Origin of the sequence: Acinetobacter sp. UBA5984 (genome assembly GCF_002429925.1) — a bacterium.
Taxonomy (GTDB): Bacteria; Pseudomonadota; Gammaproteobacteria; order Pseudomonadales; family Moraxellaceae; genus Acinetobacter; species Acinetobacter variabilis.
Genome location: NZ_DJBE01000002.1, coordinates 21,472 through 41,095, shown reverse-complemented (window position 1 = coordinate 41,095; position 19,624 = coordinate 21,472). Strand labels below are relative to the sequence as shown.

Here is a 19,624-nt window from a genome sequence, read left to right as displayed (position 1 = left end):
TACCTTATCAAAGCCGGATGACAGACCTGAGCCTGTCATCCAGACGTATTTAAGCGGACTTTCGGATATCAAACACCCGCTGAGCCTTACCTTCAGAACGTGGCAAGCTACCTTCCGGTAAAACTTCCACACTGACACTAATCCCCACCATGGTCTTGATTTGGACTTTTAACTGATTTGCCAATTGATGTGTCATATTTATAGCATTATCTTTACGCATTTCGGTACGAATATGCAATGTATCCAGGTGACCCTGTTTACAAATCTGAATCTGATAATTTGGAATAAGCTGCGGAATATGCAGGATTTGCTCTTCAATTTGTGATGGGAACACATTCACACCACGAATAATCATCATGTCATCACTGCGACCGACAATCTTATCCATACGACGCATGGTACGTGCTGTACCTGGCAATAAGCGTGTCAGATCACGGGTACGGTAACGAATCACCGGCATACCTTCTTTGGTAATAGTGGTAAATACCAGTTCACCTAATTCACCATCAGGTAATACTTCACCAGTTTCCGGATGGATAATTTCAGGATAGAAGTGATCTTCCCAAATGGTAGGTCCATCTTTAGATTCCAGACATTCCATCGCCACACCTGGCCCCATCACTTCAGACAGGCCATAAATATCCAGTGCATCAATACCCAGACGCTCTTCAATTTCACGACGCATTTCATTGGTCCAAGGTTCCGCACCAAAGATCCCGGTCTTGATTGAACAGTCCTTGGCAGTCCCGAATTTTTTCTCCAGACACTCAATAATGTTCAGACAATAAGATGGCGTGACCATTAAAGCTGTTGGCTTGAAATCATGAATCAGCTGTGCCTGCTTATCAGTTTGGCCACCTGACATTGGAATTACGGTGGCACCCAGACGTTCTACGCCATAATGTGCACCTAGGCCACCAGTAAACAAGCCGTAACCATAAGATACCTGAATCGTATCTTTACTACTGAGTCCGGCTGCACGTAACGAGCGTGCCACCACATCTGACCAGGTATTAATGTCATTCTGGGTATAACCGACTACAGTCGGCTGACCTGTCGTGCCTGAAGAAGCATGTACACGGACAATCTGCTCCTGAGGCACAGCAAACATGCCAAATGGATAGTTTTCGCGCAGATCCTGCTTGGTGGTGAACGGGAATTTTGCCAGATCATCCAGTGATTTTAGATCATCCGGATGGGCACCGGCTTCATCAAATTTTTTCTTGTAAACCGTACTGTTCTGATAAGCATGCTGCAGCGTTTTTTTCATACGTTCCAATTGCAGGCTACGTAATTCATCTACTGAAGCGGTTTCAATCTGTTCCATTGCATTGTTATTCATATTCTTGCTCCTGCTGCAGTCATCCTGACTGCTGATGATTTCTCTTTTGATTCAGTCCTTAAGCCACATTTTCCAGAATCAGTGCGACACCCTGTCCAACACCGACACACATGGTACAAAGGGCATATTTTCCTTGCTTGCGTTGTAATTCTTTCATGGCGGTAATCACCAGTCGTGTACCGCTCATTCCGAGTGGATGTCCAAGGGCAATAGCACCACCGTTTGGATTGACTCGTGGATCATCATCCTGAAGGCCTAGCTCACGTAGCACTGCAAGCGCCTGTGCGGCAAAGGCTTCATTCAGTTCGATCACATCCATCTGTTCCAGACTTAAGTTTGTCTGCTTTAATACTTTCTGCACTGCGGGCACTGGACCGACACCCATATAACGTGGTTCCACTCCTGCACTGGCAATTCCTACTACCCGTACCAATGGTTTCAGTCCATATTGTTCTGCAAAATATTTGTTACCCAGTAGCACACAGGCTGCACCGTCATTGACACCAGACGCATTACCCGCAGTTACCGACCCACCTTCCTTGCGGAATGGCGCTTTTAAAGAAGATAACTTTTCTAAAGTAGTATCGGCACGTGGATGCTCATCTTCAGCAATCACCTGAGTAGAACCTTTAGCACCTTTGATTTCTACTGGCAGGATTTCTGCCTGAAAAATACCATTCTGCTGTGCCTGTGCAGTTTTTTGCTGACTGCGATAAGCGAAAAGATCCTGATCTTCACGATTAATCTGATATTTTTCAGCTACGTTTTCTGCCGTTTCCGGCATGCTATCTACGCCGAAACCTGCCTTGAATTTTGGATTGATAAAACGCCAGCCAATGGTGGTGTCATAAATTTCAGGAGTACGGCTAAATGCTGTGGTGGGCTTGGATTGTACAAATGGTGCACGGCTCATGGATTCTACGCCACCGGCCACTACAAACTGTGCTTCACCAGATTTAATTGCACGTGCTGCCAGACCGACCGCATCCAGACCAGAGGCACAGAGGCGATTTACAGTAATGGCAGGTACGCTTTCCGGCAATCCAGCCAGAAGTGCTGCCATACGTGCGACATTACGATTATCTTCACCGGCCTGATTAGCACAGCCTAAAATCACTTCATCAACTTCTGCCCATGGTAGGTTGGGATGCTGCTGTTTTAAATACTGGATCGGCAAAGCAGCAAGGTCATCGACACGAATACTGCTCAAACCACCTGCGTAACGACCAATTGGGGTACGAATACCGTCAAAAATATAAACATGTTCCATCGTTCTTGTTCCTTAGCTCGCCCTACCTTAGTCTGTTGGCGGTACTTGTTGCGCCTATCCTAGCGCTATCTACTTAGTTCAATATATACCAGGTTGTATCACTCTTCACCAAAAATACGATACATATTTTTTAATGTTTGTAAATTTTTGTCATATTAATTTCTATTTACTCACCCGAATCATTTATCTGAATAAATAAAATAAAAACAAATTACATATCAATAGCTTGATTAGAAAAATATTACGTAAACCCATGTTTTCAGATTTCATTTACTATCAGAGTAATACAACATATAACATAGGACCTAGCTAACCATCAGATCAAATAGGTATCACATTCATACCTATCAGGAATAATTCAACTCGACCAAGTTGCTAAGCTATAACTGAAAGGAAAAAATCGCACAACTTTAAGCCGAGTCAAATCCATCTCCGGCAGATTTAGCAGCCCTTATATTGTGGTGTGCGTTTTTGCATAAAGGCCTGAACGCCCTCACGATAATCACTGGAACGGCCTGCCAGACGTTGCAGATCCCGCTCCAGAATCAGTTGCTCATCCAGATTATTGTCTGCGGCGGCATGAATCGCTTTCTTGATCAGGGATAGACCATAAGTCGGCTGAGTCGCCAGATGTTCAGCCATTTTTTCAGCTTCTGCCTTTAACTGATCATCTTCAACTACCTGCCAGATCATGCCGAGTTGCAGCGCACGTTCAGCCGAGATTTTGTCACCCAGCATCGCCAGACCCATTGCTTGAGCACGGCCAACCAGACGTGGCAGGAACCAGGTACCCCCTGAATCTGGCACCAGACCAAGACGGCAAAAAGCCTGAATAAATGAAGCAGATTTCGCTGCTACCACGATGTCACAAGCCAGTGCAATATTGGCACCTGCACCCGCTGCCACGCCATTCACGGCACAGATTACCGGTTTTGGCATTTCAGTAATCAGTTTAATCAGTGGGTTATAGTATTTTTCAATCGATAGCCCCAGATCTGGCGCATCAGCATTTGGATCAACCACACGATCGTTCAGGTCCTGACCAGCACAGAAACCACGACCTTCTGCAGAAATCACTACAGCGCGAATTGCTGAATCTTGCGCCCAGCGTTTTACGACAGAAGATACTTCCTGATGCATGGTTTCATTAAAACTGTTGAGCTGTTTTGGACGGTTAAAAGTCAGGTAGCCCACTGCATTTTTTTCTTCGACAATAATTGTTTGGTAATCCATTACACACCTTTTAAGTTCTATTGAGTTCATGCATTTATTTGCATGGTGCTTAATTTAAAATCTTTACTCATCAAAACTGAGACGAACATTTTGAGTGGTTGGACGCGCCTGACAGCTCAGCACATAACCTTTCTGGATTTCTTCTTCTTCCAGGCTATAGTTGATTGCCATTTCCACTTCACCTTGCAACACCTTACATTTACAGGTTGCGCATACCCCGCCCTTGCAGGCATAAGGTAGATCTGCTCCAGCACGTAAAGCAGCATCCAGAATACTGTCATCCTGCTTGGATACTTCAATGATCAGCTCACGACCATCCAGAACGATGTTGACCTTTTCCTCAGTACGGCTTTCGATCTGCTGTGTAGAGGCTTTTGGTGCAGTCCCGGTATTAAAGCGTTCGGTGTGAATTTTGCTGCGTTCAATCCCGAGGGTTGGCAATACGGTTTCGACCGCATTCATCATTTCTTCAGGACCACAGGCAAAGCAGTGATCGGTTTCTGCTGGAATCAGGCCTGCCTGAAACAGCTGCTGCAGTTTTTCTGCATCAATACGACCATTAAAAATCTCGCTGTCATTCAATTCTCGCGAGAAAATATTGATCAGCTGTAGACGCTCTTTAAAACGGTCTTTCAGATCCATGATCTGTTCAGAGAACATGGTCTGTTTCCAGGAACGGTTACCATAAACCAAGGTAAAAGTGGCATCTTTCTGACGGTTCAAAACTGCTTTGGCAATAGACAGGATTGGCGTAATGCCACTGCCTGCAGCAAAGCCCAGATAGTGTTTGCCACCAGCCTTGGCCGCTTTCTGGAAAAACACACCTTGTGGTGGCATCACTTCTAGTACATCGCCGACTTTCAGGTTTTCATTCGCCCAGGTCGAGAACTGGCCCTGATCAATTTTCTTGATCGCAATACTCATGTCTTCATCACTATCGCTACAGATCGAATAGCAACGGCGCAATTCTTCCTGTTCTGTCATGTGACGGATGGTCAAGTGTTGGCCCGGCTGATACTGAAAGCTCTCGGCATGTTCTAGACTCAGTTCAAAAGCAATGCAAATTGCCTGTTCAGTCTGAGGCTGAATCGATTTAATGGTTAACGGAATAAACTGGCTCATTTCAAAATCCTTCTTAAGCTGTGGCGATCTCACGCTTTATTGTTATGGCTTGTGCGCTTAAGCCCTTAAATACATTTAAAATAGTCAAACGGCTCCAGGCATTCCTGACATTTGTACAGCGCCTTGCAAGCGGTTGAACTGAATTCACTGAGTAATCGGGTGTGGTGGCTATGACAATGTGGACACTGGATACCATCACTAAGTGCGACATGGGTACCGCAGCTGTTTGAACCACCTTTGGGCGGGGCAATGCCATATTGCTGCAGTTTCTGTTTGCCTTCCTCACTCATCCAGTCGGTGGTCCATGCTTCTGACAGATCGACCTCAACTTTGACCGGCGTCAGCTCATGTGCTGCAAATGCCTGGGTGATTTCCGCTTTGAGCAGATCGGTTGCCGGACAGCCACTATAGGTGGGGGTCAATCGGACGATGATTTCATCCTGCGGGTTGATCTCCACCCCGCGAATCATGCCCAGGTCAAGGACCGACAGGACTGGGATTTCCGGATCGGAAACCTGTGCCAGAACCTCCCAGCATTGATCTTCTACATGTCTAATCAAGTTCATGCCACTCACTCCCTGTGATGTGCTGGATTTACCAGTTCATGCCTGGATAGCTGCGCTGCATATATTGCAGTTCCGCCAGTACATAACCCAGATGTTCGGTATGCAGTCCCTGCTTGGCACCGCTACGATAAGCACCGCTTTCTGGTAGGCTCAGTTCAAAACGTTGCAGCTCGGCAGATATGGTTTCCAGCCATTTCGGTTTCAGCAGTTCCAGATCAGGAATCAGGTGGGCATCTACCAGCTGACGTTCATCTGCAGTCAGACTGAACAGCTCTTCGGTAAAACGCCACAGCTGGTTCAGACCATTTTGGATTTTTTCATGAGCTTCTGCTGTACCTAAGCTCAGGAGTTCCATCCATGAAGTGGAAAAACGCAAATGGTATTTCACTTCTTTCAGGGACTTGATGGCGAATGAAGAAATGTCTTCATTCTTGCTATTGCTGAGTGCTGCAAACAGCAAAGCATGGTAATGATCCATCAACCACTGACGTACGATGGTTTGACCAAAGTCACCATTTGGCTGTTCACTCAACAGCAAATTGCGGTATTCACGCTCGGTACGGAAATAGGCCAGTTTGTCTTCATCACGACCTTTTCCTTCAATTTCACCGGCCAGACTCAGTGCGTTACGTGCCTGACCCAACAGGTCCAAACCAATATTTGCCAATGCAATATCTAGCTCCAGCTCAGGTGCATGACCGCACCATTCTGCCAGACGGTGTGAAAGGATGAGCTGGCTGTCGCCAACATGCAGTAAAAATTGTGCTAATACCTGATTCGTCATTGCTCTGCCCTCCACCTTACATGTGCTCGATGCCATCTGGAATGTGATAGAAGGTCGGATGACGGTAGACCTTGTTCAGTGAAGGATCAAAAAACTCTGGTTTTTCATCTGGTTGAGATGAGGTAATCAGTTCAGATTTCACTACCCAGATACTTACACCTTCATTGCGGCGGGTATAGACATCACGGGCATTTTGCAGGGCAATTTCATCATCAGGGGCACGCAGGCTGCCGACATGGCGGTGGCTCAGACCCTGTTTGCTGCGAATAAATACTTCGTATAAAGACCAGTTATTCTTGTTCATTTGCATATCCTTGTGCTATTCCGTTGCTTTAGGCAATTTTTCTATTGTCTGACTGCTGCTGTTGCTTGCTGGCATAAACTGCCGCCGAATCACGCACCCACTTGCCCTCTTCCCAAGCCTTGCGACGTGCTTCGATACGTTCATGGTTACATGGACCTTTGCCTGCCAGTACATCAAAGAACTCATCCCAGTTCACTTCGCCAAATTCATAGTGGCCTGTTTCTTCATTAAACTTCAGGTCTGGGTCCGGCACAGTCAGGCCAAGCTGCAATACTTGCGGTACGGTGTTGTCGACAAATTTCTGACGCAATGCATCATTACTGAATAATTTGATTTTCCACTGCATGCTTTGTGCACTGTTTGGAGAGTTGTCGTCACTTGGACCAAACATCATTAATGCTGGCCACCAGAAACGGTTCACTGCATCCTGTGCCATCTGTTTCTGTTCTGGCGTACCTTGTGCCAGTTGCATCATGGCTTCAAAGCCTTGACGCTGGTGGAAACTTTCTTCTTTACAGATACGCACCATGGCACGTGCATAAGGACCATAAGAGGTACGACACAGTGCCACCTGGTTGACGATTGCTGCCCCATCTACCAGCCAGCCAATCGCAGCAACATCTGCCCAGGTCAAGGTTGGATAGTTAAAAATGGATGAGTATTTCATGCGGCCAGCAATCAGCTTTTCCATCATGTCATCACGGTCTGCACCAAGCGTTTCTGCTGCACTGTAGAGGTATAGGCCATGCCCTGCTTCATCTTGCACTTTGGCCAGCAATACCGCTTTACGTTTCAAAGTCGGTGCACGGGTAATCCAGTTACCTTCTGGCAGCATGCCAATCACTTCTGAATGCCCATGCTGGCCAATCTGGCGGATCAGGGTCTTTCTATAGGCATCCGGCATCCAGTCCTTCGCTTCAATAGAAATGTCCTGCTCTATCTTCTGATCGAATGTTTGTTGTTGCTTATTCATGTTTGTCTCACTTATCCCAAGTGCTGATACACTCAAATTAAAACGATACAAATATAAAATCAATACTATTTTTTGAGTATCATATATTTTTAAAAAGCATTTTAAACTAAGTTATTGTTTTTAATATTTTTAAATTTTTAATTACATGAAAGTTACTTTTTTGTTTGCGGATTATGATTGACATCTAAGCTTTTTGATTGCAATTTATGAAACATCAAAAGCAAAAATAAACTCAACAACGTATCATAAATGGAGTTATACAATGTTGGAACTGGACAGCACTACCCAGAGCACGGATCTTCAGGACGACACACAGGCGCATTATTCAACTAAAGTTAAAGTATTGAGTTCACTGGTTTTAGGTGGTGAACATAGCGCACAAAATGACTTGCGTACGGTCTATCACGCCATTAGTGGTGAAGCGATTTATCAGGTCAGCAGCCACGGCATCGACATGCATAACGTAGTGCAATATGCCAAACAGAAAGGGGCTGCCATTGCCCACTGGACTTTCCACCAGCGTGCCAATGCCCTGAAACAGGTGGCACAATATTTACTGGAACGTAAGGAAGATTATTACTGCCTGGCAGCTGCAACCGGCTGTACCCGCAAAGATGCCTGGATTGATATTGAAGGTGGGATCGGCACCCTGTTTGCCTATTCAAGTCTGGTTCGCCGTGAACTCAGCGATGAAACTGCACTGGTTGAAGATGCCTGGATTCCCCTATCCAAACAGGGCTGCTTTGGTGCCAAACATATCCTGAGCCCAAAAGCCGGTGTAGCAGTGCATATCAATGCATTTAACTTCCCAATCTGGGGTATGCTGGAAAAAATTGCACCTACTCTACTAGCCGGTGTGCCATGTATTGTTAAACCGGCAACAGAAGGCGCAGAACTGACACATGCAGTCGTTAAAGACATTTTAGCCAGTAATTTACTGCCAGAAGGTGCTCTGCAGCTGATCTGCGGACAGACTTACAACCTGTTTGATCACCTGAATGCACAGGATACCGTTACTTTCACCGGTTCGGCTGCTACCGGCCAGAAACTACGTGCACATCCACACCTGAATGCCCACTCCATTCCATTCAGCATGGAAGCCGATTCGGTGAACAGCGCCATCCTGACCCAGCAAGCCAACGATGAAACCATTGACTTGTTTGTACGTGAAGTCTTCCGTGAAATGACGACCAAGGCCGGACAAAAATGTACTGCAATTCGTCGTGCCTTTGTGCCAGCAGCATTACTCGATACTGTACAGCAACGCCTGACTGAAAAACTACAGAAAGTAGTCATCGGTGATCCTGCACAGGACGGCGTAACCATGGGTGCTCTGGCCAGCGTTAAACAGAAGCATGATGTTGCTGCTAAGGTAGAACAACTGGCACAGGAAGCTGAAATCATCATGGGTAGCCACCTACGCCAGGATTTTAGCATCCAGGTCGCACACCCAGAAAAATCTGCTTTCTATCCACCAACAGTGCTGTTATGTAAAGATCCAGTTCAGGCCCAGCAGATTCACAATATCGAAGCCTTTGGCCCAGTAGTTACACTGATGCCGTATAGTGACTTGTCACAACTGGCAACATTAGTAGCTCGTGGTGAAGGAAGTCTGGTTGCTTCAATTGTGCGTAACCATGATGAAAATATTGAACAGCTGCTCAGCAAGATCGCGCCTTGGCATGGTCGTGTGCATATTCTGGACCGTGAGAGCGCCAAGGAAAGTACCGGTCATGGTTCACCACTCCCATTGTTAGTGCATGGTGGTCCGGGGCGTGCTGGCGGTGGTGAGGAACTCGGCGGCCTGCGTGCAGTGAAACACTATATGCAGCGTACTGCTATTCAAGGCTCACCAAATGCGCTGACTCAGGTCGGTCATAGCTGGACCGCGGGTGCGGAGGTATTTGAAGACCGTGTGCATCCATTCAAGAAATCTTTCGACGAACTGCGGATCGGTGAGCGCCTGCTGACTGCACGCCGTACCATTACTGAAGCTGATATTGTCAACTTTGGTGGCTTGAGTGGTGATTACTTCTATGCACATATGGACAAGATTGCGGCTGCAGAATCCTTGTTCGGTGAACGTGTCGCACATGGTTACTTCATTGTTTCTGCCGCTGCTGGCCTGTTTGTTGATGCTGCTCCAGGTCCTGTCATTGCCAACTACGGTATAGATAACCTGCGCTTCGTAGAACCGGTGAAAATTGATGATACCATTCAGGTAGAACTGACCTGCAAGCAGAAAACACCAAAACCACTGCGTGATGAGCAAAAACCGCATGGTGTTGTGGTCTGGGACATCAAAGTGAAAAACCAGCGCAATGAACTGGTCGCGACTTATGACATTCTGACTCTCGTAGAAAAAGCCGCTTAAGCATTATTTTCAGATACTTAAAGCAAAAGGGAATCCATTTGATTCCCTTTTTTATTCATTTAAAAATAATCGTATCTTTTTAATCCAGACATATTGACGGCTGTGCAAATTACTCCTAGATTAGATTAATTGATACATTTAAAAAATAAAAATAATTAAATTTGTATCAAATAAACCAATCACTATAACTTGCACAGGATGTTGCATGATGAATGAAAAAACAATGGTCATAGACAAGGTTGACAATGATGTCCAACCACTCGATTCTCATCTAAAAATTACTACGCCTACCCTTGAACAGGTAGCTACAGAAATTCCACCAGCAGCTCCAGAACGTAGCAGCTATCAATGGTATGTGGTGATCATTTGTATGGTGGCCTATATTCTGTCTTTCGTAGACCGTCAGATTCTATCCCTGATGATTGAACCGATTAAGGCTGACCTAATGCTGAGTGATACCCAGTTCAGCCTGTTACAAGGGCTGGCCTTTTCTCTGTTCTATGCATTTATGGGCGTACCAATTGCCGCACTAGCCGATAAAAAATCCCGTGTGAAAATTATTTCGGTCGGGATTGCTTTCTGGAGTCTGGCAACTGCAGCCTGCGGTCTCAGCAAAAACTTCATCCAGATGTTCCTAGCTCGCCTCAGTGTCGGTGCAGGTGAAGCCGCACTTTCTCCTGCTTTTTACTCAATCGTGGCGGATCTGTTTCCTAAACATAAACTGGGCCGTGCGCTGGGTGTTTATGCCATTGGTGCCTTTATCGGTTCAGGACTGGCGTTCCTAATCGGTGGTTATGTGATTGGCCTGCTCAAGGATGTCAGCTTCATTACTTTACCGGTAATTGGTGAGATCAAAACCTGGCAACTGACCTTTATGATTGTCGGTTTACCGGGTGTATTGCTGGCCTTACTGATGATTCTGACCGTACGTGAACCAGAACGTAAAGGCCTCAAAATGGATGCCAATGGTGTCGCAGTTAAAGCATCTTTTAAAAATTCTATGGGTTTTATCAAAACCCATAAAAAAACTTTCTTCTGTCATTTTATTGGCTTCTCTTTCTACACCATGATGCTGTATTCCCTGCTCGGCTGGGCACCGGCCTACTACATGCGTCATTTTGGCCTGGATGCAAGCCAGACCGGATATATTCTTGGAAGTATTATTCTTGTCGCAAATACTTCAGGTGCTCTATTCTGTGGCTGGCTCATCGACTTCTTTTCTAAACGTGGCTATAGCGATGCAGCGATCCGTGCCGGTGCAATTGGCTGTGCTGCCCTGATCATTCCAAGTGTGCTGTTTACTCAGGTCAACAATATGCAGCTTTCATTCGCATTGATCTTTGTCGCGATGTTCTTCTCCACCTTCCCGATTCCGGCATCAGCCGCTGCTACCCAGATGCTGACACCGAACCAGTTGCGCTCTCAGGTATCAGCAAAATTCCTGCTAATTTCCAACCTGATTGCACTCGGTGTGGGTACAACTGCGGTGGCGCTGATTACTGACCGTTATTATGAAAATACCTTAATGGTGGGTAATTCGATTTCTATCGTCAATGCGATAGCCGGCCTAATTGGTGTATTCCTGCTGTATAAAGGCTGTCAGTATTATCGTGAAAGTATGAAAGTCGAAAAACTGGTCGATTAAGACAATCTTAGATTTTTAGGATTTAAATCCAGACCTTAAATCAGCCGATTTAAGGTTTTTTTATTTAGATAGCAAAAGTTCAATAAGTACTCATTCAGGATTAATCTTTTTCTGCAATTCATATGAAAATTAAACTGCCTGGACTTTCCCACCAAAAAGCCGTATAACACCGTTTTTCGAATTAACAGGTGTTGACCGTTGAAACTTGTTCTTGCACCCATGGAAGGCTTAACTGACCCGATTATGCGTGATGTACTGACATCCGTCGGGAGCTTCGACTGGTGTGTAACCGAGTTTATTCGTGTCACGGATTCGGTGCTGCCAGATCATATCTATCACACCTACTGCCCTGAACTGTTAAATGAGGGCAAAACTGCTACCGGTACGCCAGTGCATGTACAATTTCTGGGAAATAACCCGGAAATGCTGGCAGCCAATGCAGTGAAAGTCGCTGCTATGGGCGCGCCTGCAATTGACATGAATTTCGGCTGTCCAGCCAAAACCGTAAACCGTCACCGTGGTGGTTCAGTACTACTAGATGAACCTGAAGTCGTTTATGAATTGGTCAAAGCTGTTCGTGATGCAGTGCCCGCACATATCCCGGTTTCGGCGAAAATGCGTCTGGGTTATATGGATCGCAACTTCATGATGGAAAATGCGCATGCCATTGAAGATGCTGGAGCGGCCTGGGTCACTGTTCATGCGCGGACCAAGGCCGATGGCTATACTCCGCCAGCCTTTTGGGACCAACTGCAACCGATCCGTGAAGCCTTAAAAATTAATGTCATTGCCAATGGTGAAATCTGGACCAATGCCGATGCAAAGCAATGTCAGCTAGAATCAGGCTGTGAAGACCTGATGATTGGCCGTGGTGCAGTCACTACACCTGATCTGACCCAATGTATTCGCCAGAATTCTGATGAGCCGCTCATCACCTGGAATGAGCTGCTTGAACTGCAAATCCGTTTCCTGAATGGTTCCTATAAAAAGGAAATGAATATGGTCGGCCGTTACAAACAATGGCTGGGGATGATGTCCAAGCATTATCCTGAAGCCAAAGCACTCTGGGATGAGGTCAAACGGATTAAACAGCTGGTTGAAATTACTGAAAAGTTAAAAACCTCGAAAAATTAAGAAAAAAGCCTTTGAATGATTCAAAGGCTTTTCTGTTCGGATTGCCGCCTGTTTAAATTTGCGACATGTTCACGGTTGGTTTTCCAGGATTTTTCTAGTACTTCCTTCTCCAAACGAATCTGGATACGTTTAATCTTGGTATCAGAAATAACTCGCTGATTAAAGCTTTTTACATAATCTGTCCAACCTGCGCCTCGAAATACATAATTTGGCATTGGGGTTTTGAATACCGCATCTGGCATAAATACAATCACAGAATGCAGCTGGTCTGGCTCGATAATATCAGCCAGCAACTGCTCCAGAACTTTGATGTGCTTATAATTCTGATGAATCGGATTTTGAAATTTATAGCTATTTTTATAAAGTTTTTGCGTCCAAGTCTTTTGTCGCTCGCCACCAAAGATCCAGCCTTTATAGTTTTTGGTTTCAATCACAAACAGGCCATAAGGACTTAATAAAAGGTGATCAATTTGGGTTGTACCCCAGTCTCCATCCGGAAGAGTCAAATCATTTAATAATTGATACTCAGGGCCTTTCAGATAAAGTTTGACATGCGTGGCAACAGCGAATTCTCCCAGCTTCCCTTTTAAAAATAGTTTAAATAACTTAAATACGATTAAACCAATAAAAAGTAGAAGAACCCACCATAAACTGGACCAGAGTTGGCCTAAGATTTGTGTTGCGAACAGGTCCATATTTTAATTTTCATTAATTTTATGATTTTGATCTTAATGGGTTCTCTCAATATTTAACAGAATTTCTTTTTTATCCAGACCGCCTGCAAAGCCTACCAACTTACCGCTACTGCCAATCACCCGATGACAAGGTGCAATAATCGAGATCGGGTTTTTACCATTGGCAGCACCCACGGCGCGTACTGCTTTAACATTACCGACCTGTTCAGCGATTTCCCGGTAACTTCGGGTCTGTCCATAAGGAATATTCAGCAAAGCCTGCCAGACTTTTTTCTGGAAATCTGTACCAGCAAAGTCCAAAGGCAACTCAAAAACATTGCGCTGACCGGCAAAATATTCCTGAAGCTGACGCCGAGCTTCTATCAATACGGGATGCTGTGGATCTTCAACCAGAGTTGCCAACCTGACCCGATTCGGTTTTTCACAATCCCAGAGTACAGCTACCAGCGCCGTTTCATTGGCGACCAGCTGCAACTGCCCTACAGGCGAGTCCATATAAATATAACTGAGTTGCATGGCCCTACTCCTACAGAATCAAGCTTGCCAGTTTTTATTTTACTCGAAATCAGAACTGCTCAACAGCTCTTAGGAGGAGGATAATTTCATCAAAACAAGTCCGGAAATAATCAGCACCGCAGCCAGCATACGCATAGCAGAAGCAGGTTCACCTAAAACTATAACACCGACCAGAAATGAGCCAACTGCGCCAATGCCCGTCCAGATGGTATAGGCAGTCCCTAAAGGCAAAGTACGCATGGCATAGGCCAACAATACAAAACTGAGCACCATAAAAACAATCGTAAAAATACTCGGCGTGAGTTTGGTAAAACCCTCTGAGAGCTTCATAGAATAGGCCCAGACAATCTCAAATAGCCCAGCGAATACAAGTATAATCCAGGCCATATCGCCTTCCTCCTAATTAACAGGGTCAGGCCGTCCTGACGATTTTTCTTGTTGAATTTTATAAACTTAATCAACAAGGGAGGTCGTTCCCCCTAAAAAATAGACATTTTATAAAGCAAACGGTTAAACCAACCTGCCATTTACAAAATTTGACTGAAAGAGAATTAAATTAACCATGTCTTACTCAAATGCTCAGGACAACCTGAAGATTTCAGCCTATCTTAAGGAACGCCAACATGGGACATCGTGTTATGGCATTACAGAAACTTGAGTAAGAAAAACAAACAAGGGATAAATCCATATTGTTAAGTTATGCACATGAATTAAATTTAAAAATAGCGTGGAGATCTTACACAATGAAACACAAACCTAAGACCTATTGATCACTTTTTGTTTGGCTTGATTATTAACCTTNNAAACGATTACAAAATATGCAACATATCCATATGGTTATCAACATAGATATCTACACACTTATCCATAAAGTTATCCACAGATTTATGCACCTTAAACATTTTAGAGATTAAAGCTGGATTTGACCGACTTTAGCCAACTCACTACGCATTTCATCAATCACAGCTTTATAATCCGGCTTGCCAAAAATCGCTGAACCGGCCACAAACATATCTGCACCAGCTTCTGCAATTTCACGAATATTTGCTGGTCCCACACCGCCATCTACTTCTAAGCGGATATCACGACCTGAAGCATCAATGATCTTGCGCGCCTGACGTAATTTATCCAAAGTCATTGGAATGAATTTCTGTCCACCAAAGCCAGGGTTCACACTCATTAGCAATACCTGATCAACCTTATCCAGTACATAATCCAGATAATGCAATGGTGTCGCTGGATTAAATACCAGACCGGCTTTAGCACCACCCGATTTGATCAACTGTAAAGAACGGTCAATATGATCAGATGCTTCCGGATGAAACGTAATAATATCTGCGCCTGCTTCCAGAAAGTCACCAATCATGCGATCTACAGGTTTCACCATGAGATGCACATCAATAGGTGCCTGAATACCATATTTTTTCAGTGCCTTACATACACCTGCGCCAAAGGTTAAATTGGGTACATAGTGATTATCCATAACATCGAAATGCACAACGTCTGCACCGGCCTGAAGTACATNNTGAAATTGGATTTTTCCCATTATATCAAATCCGCTCCGGCTACTGTGATTCGATGTTGCAAGATTAAAACGCTGTGTAACGCTTTGAGGCTTATGCCAGCATCACCGCTTGGTTTAAAGTACAGGATAATGATGAATAGTGTAGAAAACTGATGAAAAGTATTGCCCATATCCAGATGCAACAAGCTTCACGAATTGCCAAACGCCTGGCCAATCACTGGAAACATAAATTTAATATTGATGAAACCGAACAAAATTTCCTGATTCATTTTCCAAGTGCAGAAGTGAGTCTGACACCCGAGGCAGATCATCTTACCGTAATGATTCAGAGCAATGCTGATTCCACTGACCTGAATAAACTTGAAAATGTAGTGCTGGATCATCTGATCCGTATGGGACAGGAAAATCTGATTGTCGACTGGCAAAGATAAGCACTAAAAATCCTTGATAATCAAAGCATAATAATGATCAGAAGCTAAAAATGATGATTCGCCTGTTCATTAAAAGCATGAATCCGTTTAATTCTTTTATCCAGTTCGGGATGTGATTCCAGATATTTTTTAAACTTCCCGATCAGGCGAATCCATTTCAGTTCAGTTTCTGTCAGGTGCCGGTCTTTTCCATCGATATTGAGAGTGAAATTTTTCATTTTTAAGGTTTGTGATTCCTCTGCCAGTATTCTGGCATTTTTCACCCGCTGCAAAAAGTTCGACAAATGAATACTGGAGATCTGCTGTTGATGCAAATGTTGCATGGCATAATCATCCGCAGCAAGTTCAAGCGCCTGTGAATATCCCGCATCGGCGAGTACCGCTATAGATGCCGCCACCACATCACTTAAATCTCCCGTTACCAAGGCAAATAATCCTGCTGCACTCAAGTTGGAAATCACTTTTTGCATACTATGTTTTTGCACCAGATGACCTTGTTCATGTGCCAGTACTGCAAGGACTTCTTCATCTGCACCGCTGAGCTTGACCAGTTCATCGGTAACAATAATAGTATTGTTTGGAATCGCTGCTGCATTAAGCCCCATAGTTTCTCCACCTTGACGGAAAATAATCTTTGCAGGTTGCCCTACCGCAATTTTTTGTTCGTACAATTTTTTTAGACGTGCTTGATGCTCTGCGGAGAGCTTGGATGACTCAGTTTGCTCAATTAATTTCTGCTCAGTTTGATTTCCTACCTCGATCAAGGTCTGTTCGGGAAGTAATTGAGCGAGCTGCTGGGCGGTATGAGGAATCCCCCATTTAAGAATAAAAATTACCGCACATATCACGATAATCATCGAGAAGAAAATCAGGAGTGGAGAACGTTCAAATTTCCATATGGCATGATAGATTTCTTTGGATTTAATCTTCAGCCAATGCGGTGCTTTGGTCAAAAATTCAATCCGGCGATCTTCAGGCAGTTCGATAATCGGTTTACGCCCCCCGACCCCGCCAATATCGGCTTGGCATGGCAATGAAGTCAAAGCGATGTTTTTAACAATTGGGTATTACCGTAGAAATAGCGGATACGGCGTGCCTTTGCCCAAGGGCTATACAAAGTAAGCGTAATGATGGTTAACATCAGATTCACCATCCAGATTCCAAAATATTCAGTGGCACTACCATGAAATTTGAAGCTGTGTTTTTCTAGTGAAGGTGATGGCTGTCCAATCTCTGGTTCAGGCTTATTGTGCATCGTGTTCTTAACTGCAACTGGTTCTACCTGATTTTTGAATAGCAACTTATATGTCATTTTTATTATATTTATTTGATATTCATATAAAAAACTCCAAAAATATGACCTATTCTTGGAGTTTCATTGTACTTTTAAATTTGCTTCGCTTTTGCTGCTTGGCTTATGGATTTAATTGCACGGCATGGAATTGTAGGTGGTCATCTACAAAGCTTTGAATAAAATAGTAACCATGATCATAACCCTGATGTTCACGTAAGGTTAATTTCTGGTTCACGGCATCACAAGCTTGCTGAAATAACGCCGGATTCAGCTGGCTATAGAACTGATCAGAAAAACCCTGATCAATCAGGATATCGCTAAATAGTGCACCTTTTTCCTGAACCAGCGCAGTTGCATCATGCTTCAACCATTCTTCACGGTTTTCGCCCAGATAATTTGAGAATGCTTTTTCACCCCATGGACATTGGCTTGGTGCACAAATCGGTGCGAATGCTGAAACTGAACAGAATTTTTCCGGGTATTTAAAAGCCAAAGTTAAAGCACCATGTCCACCCATGGAATGACCGAAAATCCCGATCTTATCTGCCTGCACTACAAACTCTTCACACACCAGTTCATACAACTCATCGACGATAAAGCTTTCCATCTGATAATGTTCAGCCCACGGTGCTTGAGTGGCATTGATATAAAAGCCAGCGCCCTGCCCGATATCCCAGTGATCCCCTTTGGCAACATCATCTCCACGTGGTGAAGTGTCTGGTGTAATCAGAATCAGGCCAAGCTGGGCAGCCAGACGCTGGGCATGTGCCTTGATTGCAAAAGTCTCTTCAGTACAGGTCAGGCCAGCTAAATAGAATAAAGCCGGGCAATTTTGGCCTTCCAGAGCTTGTGGCGGCAGGAAGATGCCAAATCTGGTTGGTTTTTTTAATATTTTAGACTCAAAGCTATAAATCCGCTGTTCACCCTCAAAGCTTCGATTATTCTGTACCAGTTCCATCATCATTCCTTTTTCTATTTTCTAAAGTTGTAGATTGGTTTATGGAGCCAAAGCGACAGACGGAGATGCTGAAGTGGTCGTCGCTGGAGGGAAAAGACGCTGTTCTAGTTGTGGCAACATCAATTCCATGTTTTTGCCAATCACCCATTGTGGTTCTGACGGTTCAAATCCCTGAGCTGCTTCCCATTTAGCCACTGTAGTCTTGGCCTGCTCAAAAGAGGCTTTCAGACTGTTATTTTCACGCATGGCCTCATCAAAGAAAGCACGACCGAAATAAGTATAGTCAGCTTCGTTCGAACAACCGAATGACTGACGGTCAGCAGCAGAAGCAGTAATGATCAAGGTATTATCATTCTGCAAAGCCGAAGCGAAACTACCTGAGAAACAGGCAGAAATAACAATCACTCGCCAGCGCACACCTGAGGCATCCAAAGTATCACGCAACCATTTTGGATCAACTGATGCCAGGTCTAGCGGTGCATTTTCCATTTCAAATTCATTTGGCAAGCCATGTGAGGTCATATACAGAAACAGCACATCACTTTCCCGGTTCATCTGCTGACCAATACGACGCAAGGCCAGTTCCATGCTGGTTTTAGAAGCAAGCGGAATTTCAGTCCGTGTTGCTGGATGATTTACCAGCATAATCGAACGGCCGAAAGTCCCAAATCGGGTATCAAACTGCTTTTTAATCCGCTCTATTTCTGAATAGAACACATCCTGATAACTGGCGCCAGCGACGCCCATGAAGTACCAGTGCGATTGTGCAAATTCGCCATATTCAATTGCATCTAGTGCCTTGTTCAGCAAGATCGGCTGAGTATAGAAAGCATCTTCAGCAAAACTTGGTGGAATTTCTTCAACTTTCCAGATGGGCTGATCTTTCACCGAAATCTGCCACACCACCAAAGTAAACAGGGTGGCCAGCATAATCAGTGCCCGTTCCCACCACGGCCATTTTAATTCACGTGAAATTACCCAGACCACAGCCAGACTTTGCCAGACAAACAGCATGACAAATAGGGTCGGAATATAGGCGTAGAAAATATAGGGTAGATAATCCAGATCCCCCAGATACTGGATCAGGCTCTGGAACAGCATGATATGTGTATCCAGCACTAGCCAGAGTAATGCAGGTACCAGCATCAGACGAGGATTATTCACCCGTTGGGACAAGAAAATCCCGACAATCAAGGCAATAAAGGGCCAAAGTGCATAACTGATCAGACCTTGAGAGTTAAAATCTCCCATGCGGCCGGAACTGAGCCAGCTAAACAGGCTATTAGCACAGCCGCCCAAAATGCCCCAGAACACCAGTTGTAGAATAGAGGGACGCACCAGTTGCAGCGAACGCCGAGATCCCAGAAATAACCACATCCCGGCAATTTGGTTGCTTTTAAAATCGTGCCAAAAATTGATGGAGGGTTTAAAGTCGATCATATGATTTCAGGGAGATGA

The 19,624-nt window shown here is 44.6% G+C and carries 19 protein-coding genes and 1 pseudogene; 4 read left to right on the top strand and 16 right to left on the bottom strand.

What is annotated here, in order from left to right:
- Positions 1-49 precede the first annotated feature (49 nt).
- The 8 genes from paaK to paaA form a co-directional block, all read right to left on the bottom strand.
- Positions 50-1,342: a phenylacetate--CoA ligase PaaK gene (paaK, locus tag B3J29_RS00290; protein ID WP_286964121.1), complete on the bottom strand. Its 1,293-nt coding sequence runs from the start codon at positions 1,340-1,342 to the stop codon at positions 50-52.
- A 58-nt stretch (positions 1,343-1,400) separates the two neighbouring features.
- Entirely contained in the window at positions 1,401-2,612 is a 1,212-nt protein-coding gene (gene pcaF, locus B3J29_RS00285; protein WP_286964119.1) for a 3-oxoadipyl-CoA thiolase, read from the bottom strand.
- A 441-nt stretch (positions 2,613-3,053) separates the two neighbouring features.
- Positions 3,054-3,845 carry a 2-(1,2-epoxy-1,2-dihydrophenyl)acetyl-CoA isomerase PaaG gene (gene paaG, locus B3J29_RS00280; RefSeq protein ID WP_004783368.1) on the bottom strand — a complete coding sequence of 264 codons (792 nt, stop codon included), beginning with the start codon at positions 3,843-3,845 and terminating at the stop codon, positions 3,054-3,056.
- 63 nt (positions 3,846-3,908) lie between these two features.
- Entirely contained in the window at positions 3,909-4,967 is a 1,059-nt protein-coding gene (paaE, locus tag B3J29_RS00275) for a 1,2-phenylacetyl-CoA epoxidase subunit PaaE (RefSeq protein WP_286964118.1), read from the bottom strand.
- A gap of 65 nt (positions 4,968-5,032) precedes the next feature.
- Complete coding sequence (paaD, locus tag B3J29_RS00270) at positions 5,033-5,533, bottom strand: 1,2-phenylacetyl-CoA epoxidase subunit PaaD (protein ID WP_286964117.1); 501 nt, start codon at positions 5,531-5,533, stop codon at positions 5,033-5,035.
- Positions 5,534-5,561: 28 nt separating this feature from the next.
- A complete protein-coding gene (gene paaC, locus B3J29_RS00265; protein ID WP_286964116.1) occupies positions 5,562-6,317 on the bottom strand; it encodes a 1,2-phenylacetyl-CoA epoxidase subunit PaaC in 756 nt (251 codons plus the stop codon).
- Positions 6,318-6,333: 16 nt separating this feature from the next.
- Positions 6,334-6,621 (bottom strand): 1,2-phenylacetyl-CoA epoxidase subunit PaaB, encoded by a 288-nt coding sequence (gene paaB, locus B3J29_RS00260; protein ID WP_034586837.1) that lies wholly within the window; start codon positions 6,619-6,621, stop codon positions 6,334-6,336.
- 28 nt (positions 6,622-6,649) lie between these two features.
- Positions 6,650-7,594, bottom strand: a complete 945-nt coding sequence (gene paaA, locus B3J29_RS00255; RefSeq protein ID WP_286964115.1) for a 1,2-phenylacetyl-CoA epoxidase subunit PaaA — start codon at positions 7,592-7,594, stop codon at positions 6,650-6,652.
- Between the two features lie 262 nt (positions 7,595-7,856).
- On the opposite strand from paaA, the gene paaZ reads away from it, so the two are divergent.
- The 3 genes from paaZ to B3J29_RS00240 all read left to right on the top strand — a co-directional run bounded on the left by paaZ (position 7,857) and on the right by B3J29_RS00240 (position 12,747).
- Positions 7,857-9,968: a phenylacetic acid degradation bifunctional protein PaaZ gene (gene paaZ / locus B3J29_RS00250; RefSeq protein WP_286964114.1), complete on the top strand. Its 2,112-nt coding sequence runs from the start codon at positions 7,857-7,859 to the stop codon at positions 9,966-9,968.
- A gap of 205 nt (positions 9,969-10,173) precedes the next feature.
- Complete coding sequence (locus tag B3J29_RS00245; RefSeq protein ID WP_286964112.1) at positions 10,174-11,613, top strand: spinster family MFS transporter; 1,440 nt, start codon at positions 10,174-10,176, stop codon at positions 11,611-11,613.
- A gap of 198 nt (positions 11,614-11,811) precedes the next feature.
- Positions 11,812-12,747 (top strand): tRNA dihydrouridine synthase, encoded by a 936-nt coding sequence (locus tag B3J29_RS00240; RefSeq protein ID WP_286964111.1) that lies wholly within the window; start codon positions 11,812-11,814, stop codon positions 12,745-12,747.
- A 20-nt stretch (positions 12,748-12,767) separates the two neighbouring features.
- On the opposite strand, the gene B3J29_RS00235 is transcribed toward B3J29_RS00240, so the two are convergent.
- The 4 genes from B3J29_RS00235 to rpe form a co-directional block, all read right to left on the bottom strand.
- On the bottom strand, positions 12,768-13,442 hold the full coding sequence (locus B3J29_RS00235) for a nuclease-related domain-containing protein (RefSeq protein WP_286964109.1): 675 nt from the start codon (positions 13,440-13,442) through the stop codon (positions 12,768-12,770).
- A 33-nt stretch (positions 13,443-13,475) separates the two neighbouring features.
- The gene (locus B3J29_RS00230) at positions 13,476-13,958 is read right to left on the bottom strand and encodes a methylated-DNA--[protein]-cysteine S-methyltransferase (protein WP_034170626.1); all 483 of its coding nucleotides are present in this window, start codon (positions 13,956-13,958) and stop codon (positions 13,476-13,478) included.
- Between the two features lie 69 nt (positions 13,959-14,027).
- A complete protein-coding gene (gene sugE, locus B3J29_RS00225) occupies positions 14,028-14,345 on the bottom strand; it encodes a quaternary ammonium compound efflux SMR transporter SugE (protein WP_034170625.1) in 318 nt (105 codons plus the stop codon).
- 523 nt (positions 14,346-14,868) lie between these two features.
- Positions 14,869-15,504: a ribulose-phosphate 3-epimerase gene (rpe, locus tag B3J29_RS00220; RefSeq protein WP_286964108.1), complete on the bottom strand. Its 636-nt coding sequence runs from the start codon at positions 15,502-15,504 to the stop codon at positions 14,869-14,871.
- A 131-nt stretch (positions 15,505-15,635) separates the two neighbouring features.
- Here rpe and B3J29_RS00215 point away from each other — a divergent pair, with 131 nt between their 5' ends.
- The gene (locus tag B3J29_RS00215) at positions 15,636-15,914 is read left to right on the top strand and encodes a DUF2218 domain-containing protein (protein WP_286964107.1); all 279 of its coding nucleotides are present in this window, start codon (positions 15,636-15,638) and stop codon (positions 15,912-15,914) included.
- A gap of 44 nt (positions 15,915-15,958) precedes the next feature.
- Here B3J29_RS00215 and B3J29_RS00210 read toward each other — a convergent pair whose 3' ends face one another.
- The 4 genes and pseudogenes from B3J29_RS00210 to B3J29_RS00195 form a co-directional block, all read right to left on the bottom strand.
- On the bottom strand, positions 15,959-16,957 hold the full coding sequence (locus B3J29_RS00210; protein ID WP_005234189.1) for a M48 family metallopeptidase: 999 nt from the start codon (positions 16,955-16,957) through the stop codon (positions 15,959-15,961).
- Positions 16,917-17,169: pseudogene (locus tag B3J29_RS00205) on the bottom strand (DUF898 family protein); the annotation flags it as partial. The pseudogene B3J29_RS00205 and the gene B3J29_RS00210, both read right to left, overlap by 41 nt.
- 160 nt (positions 17,170-17,329) lie before the next feature.
- A complete protein-coding gene (fghA, locus tag B3J29_RS00200; protein WP_005234179.1) occupies positions 17,330-18,166 on the bottom strand; it encodes an S-formylglutathione hydrolase in 837 nt (278 codons plus the stop codon).
- A gap of 39 nt (positions 18,167-18,205) precedes the next feature.
- Positions 18,206-19,606 carry a C13 family peptidase gene (locus tag B3J29_RS00195; protein ID WP_034170620.1) on the bottom strand — a complete coding sequence of 467 codons (1,401 nt, stop codon included), beginning with the start codon at positions 19,604-19,606 and terminating at the stop codon, positions 18,206-18,208.
- Positions 19,607-19,624 lie beyond the last annotated feature (18 nt).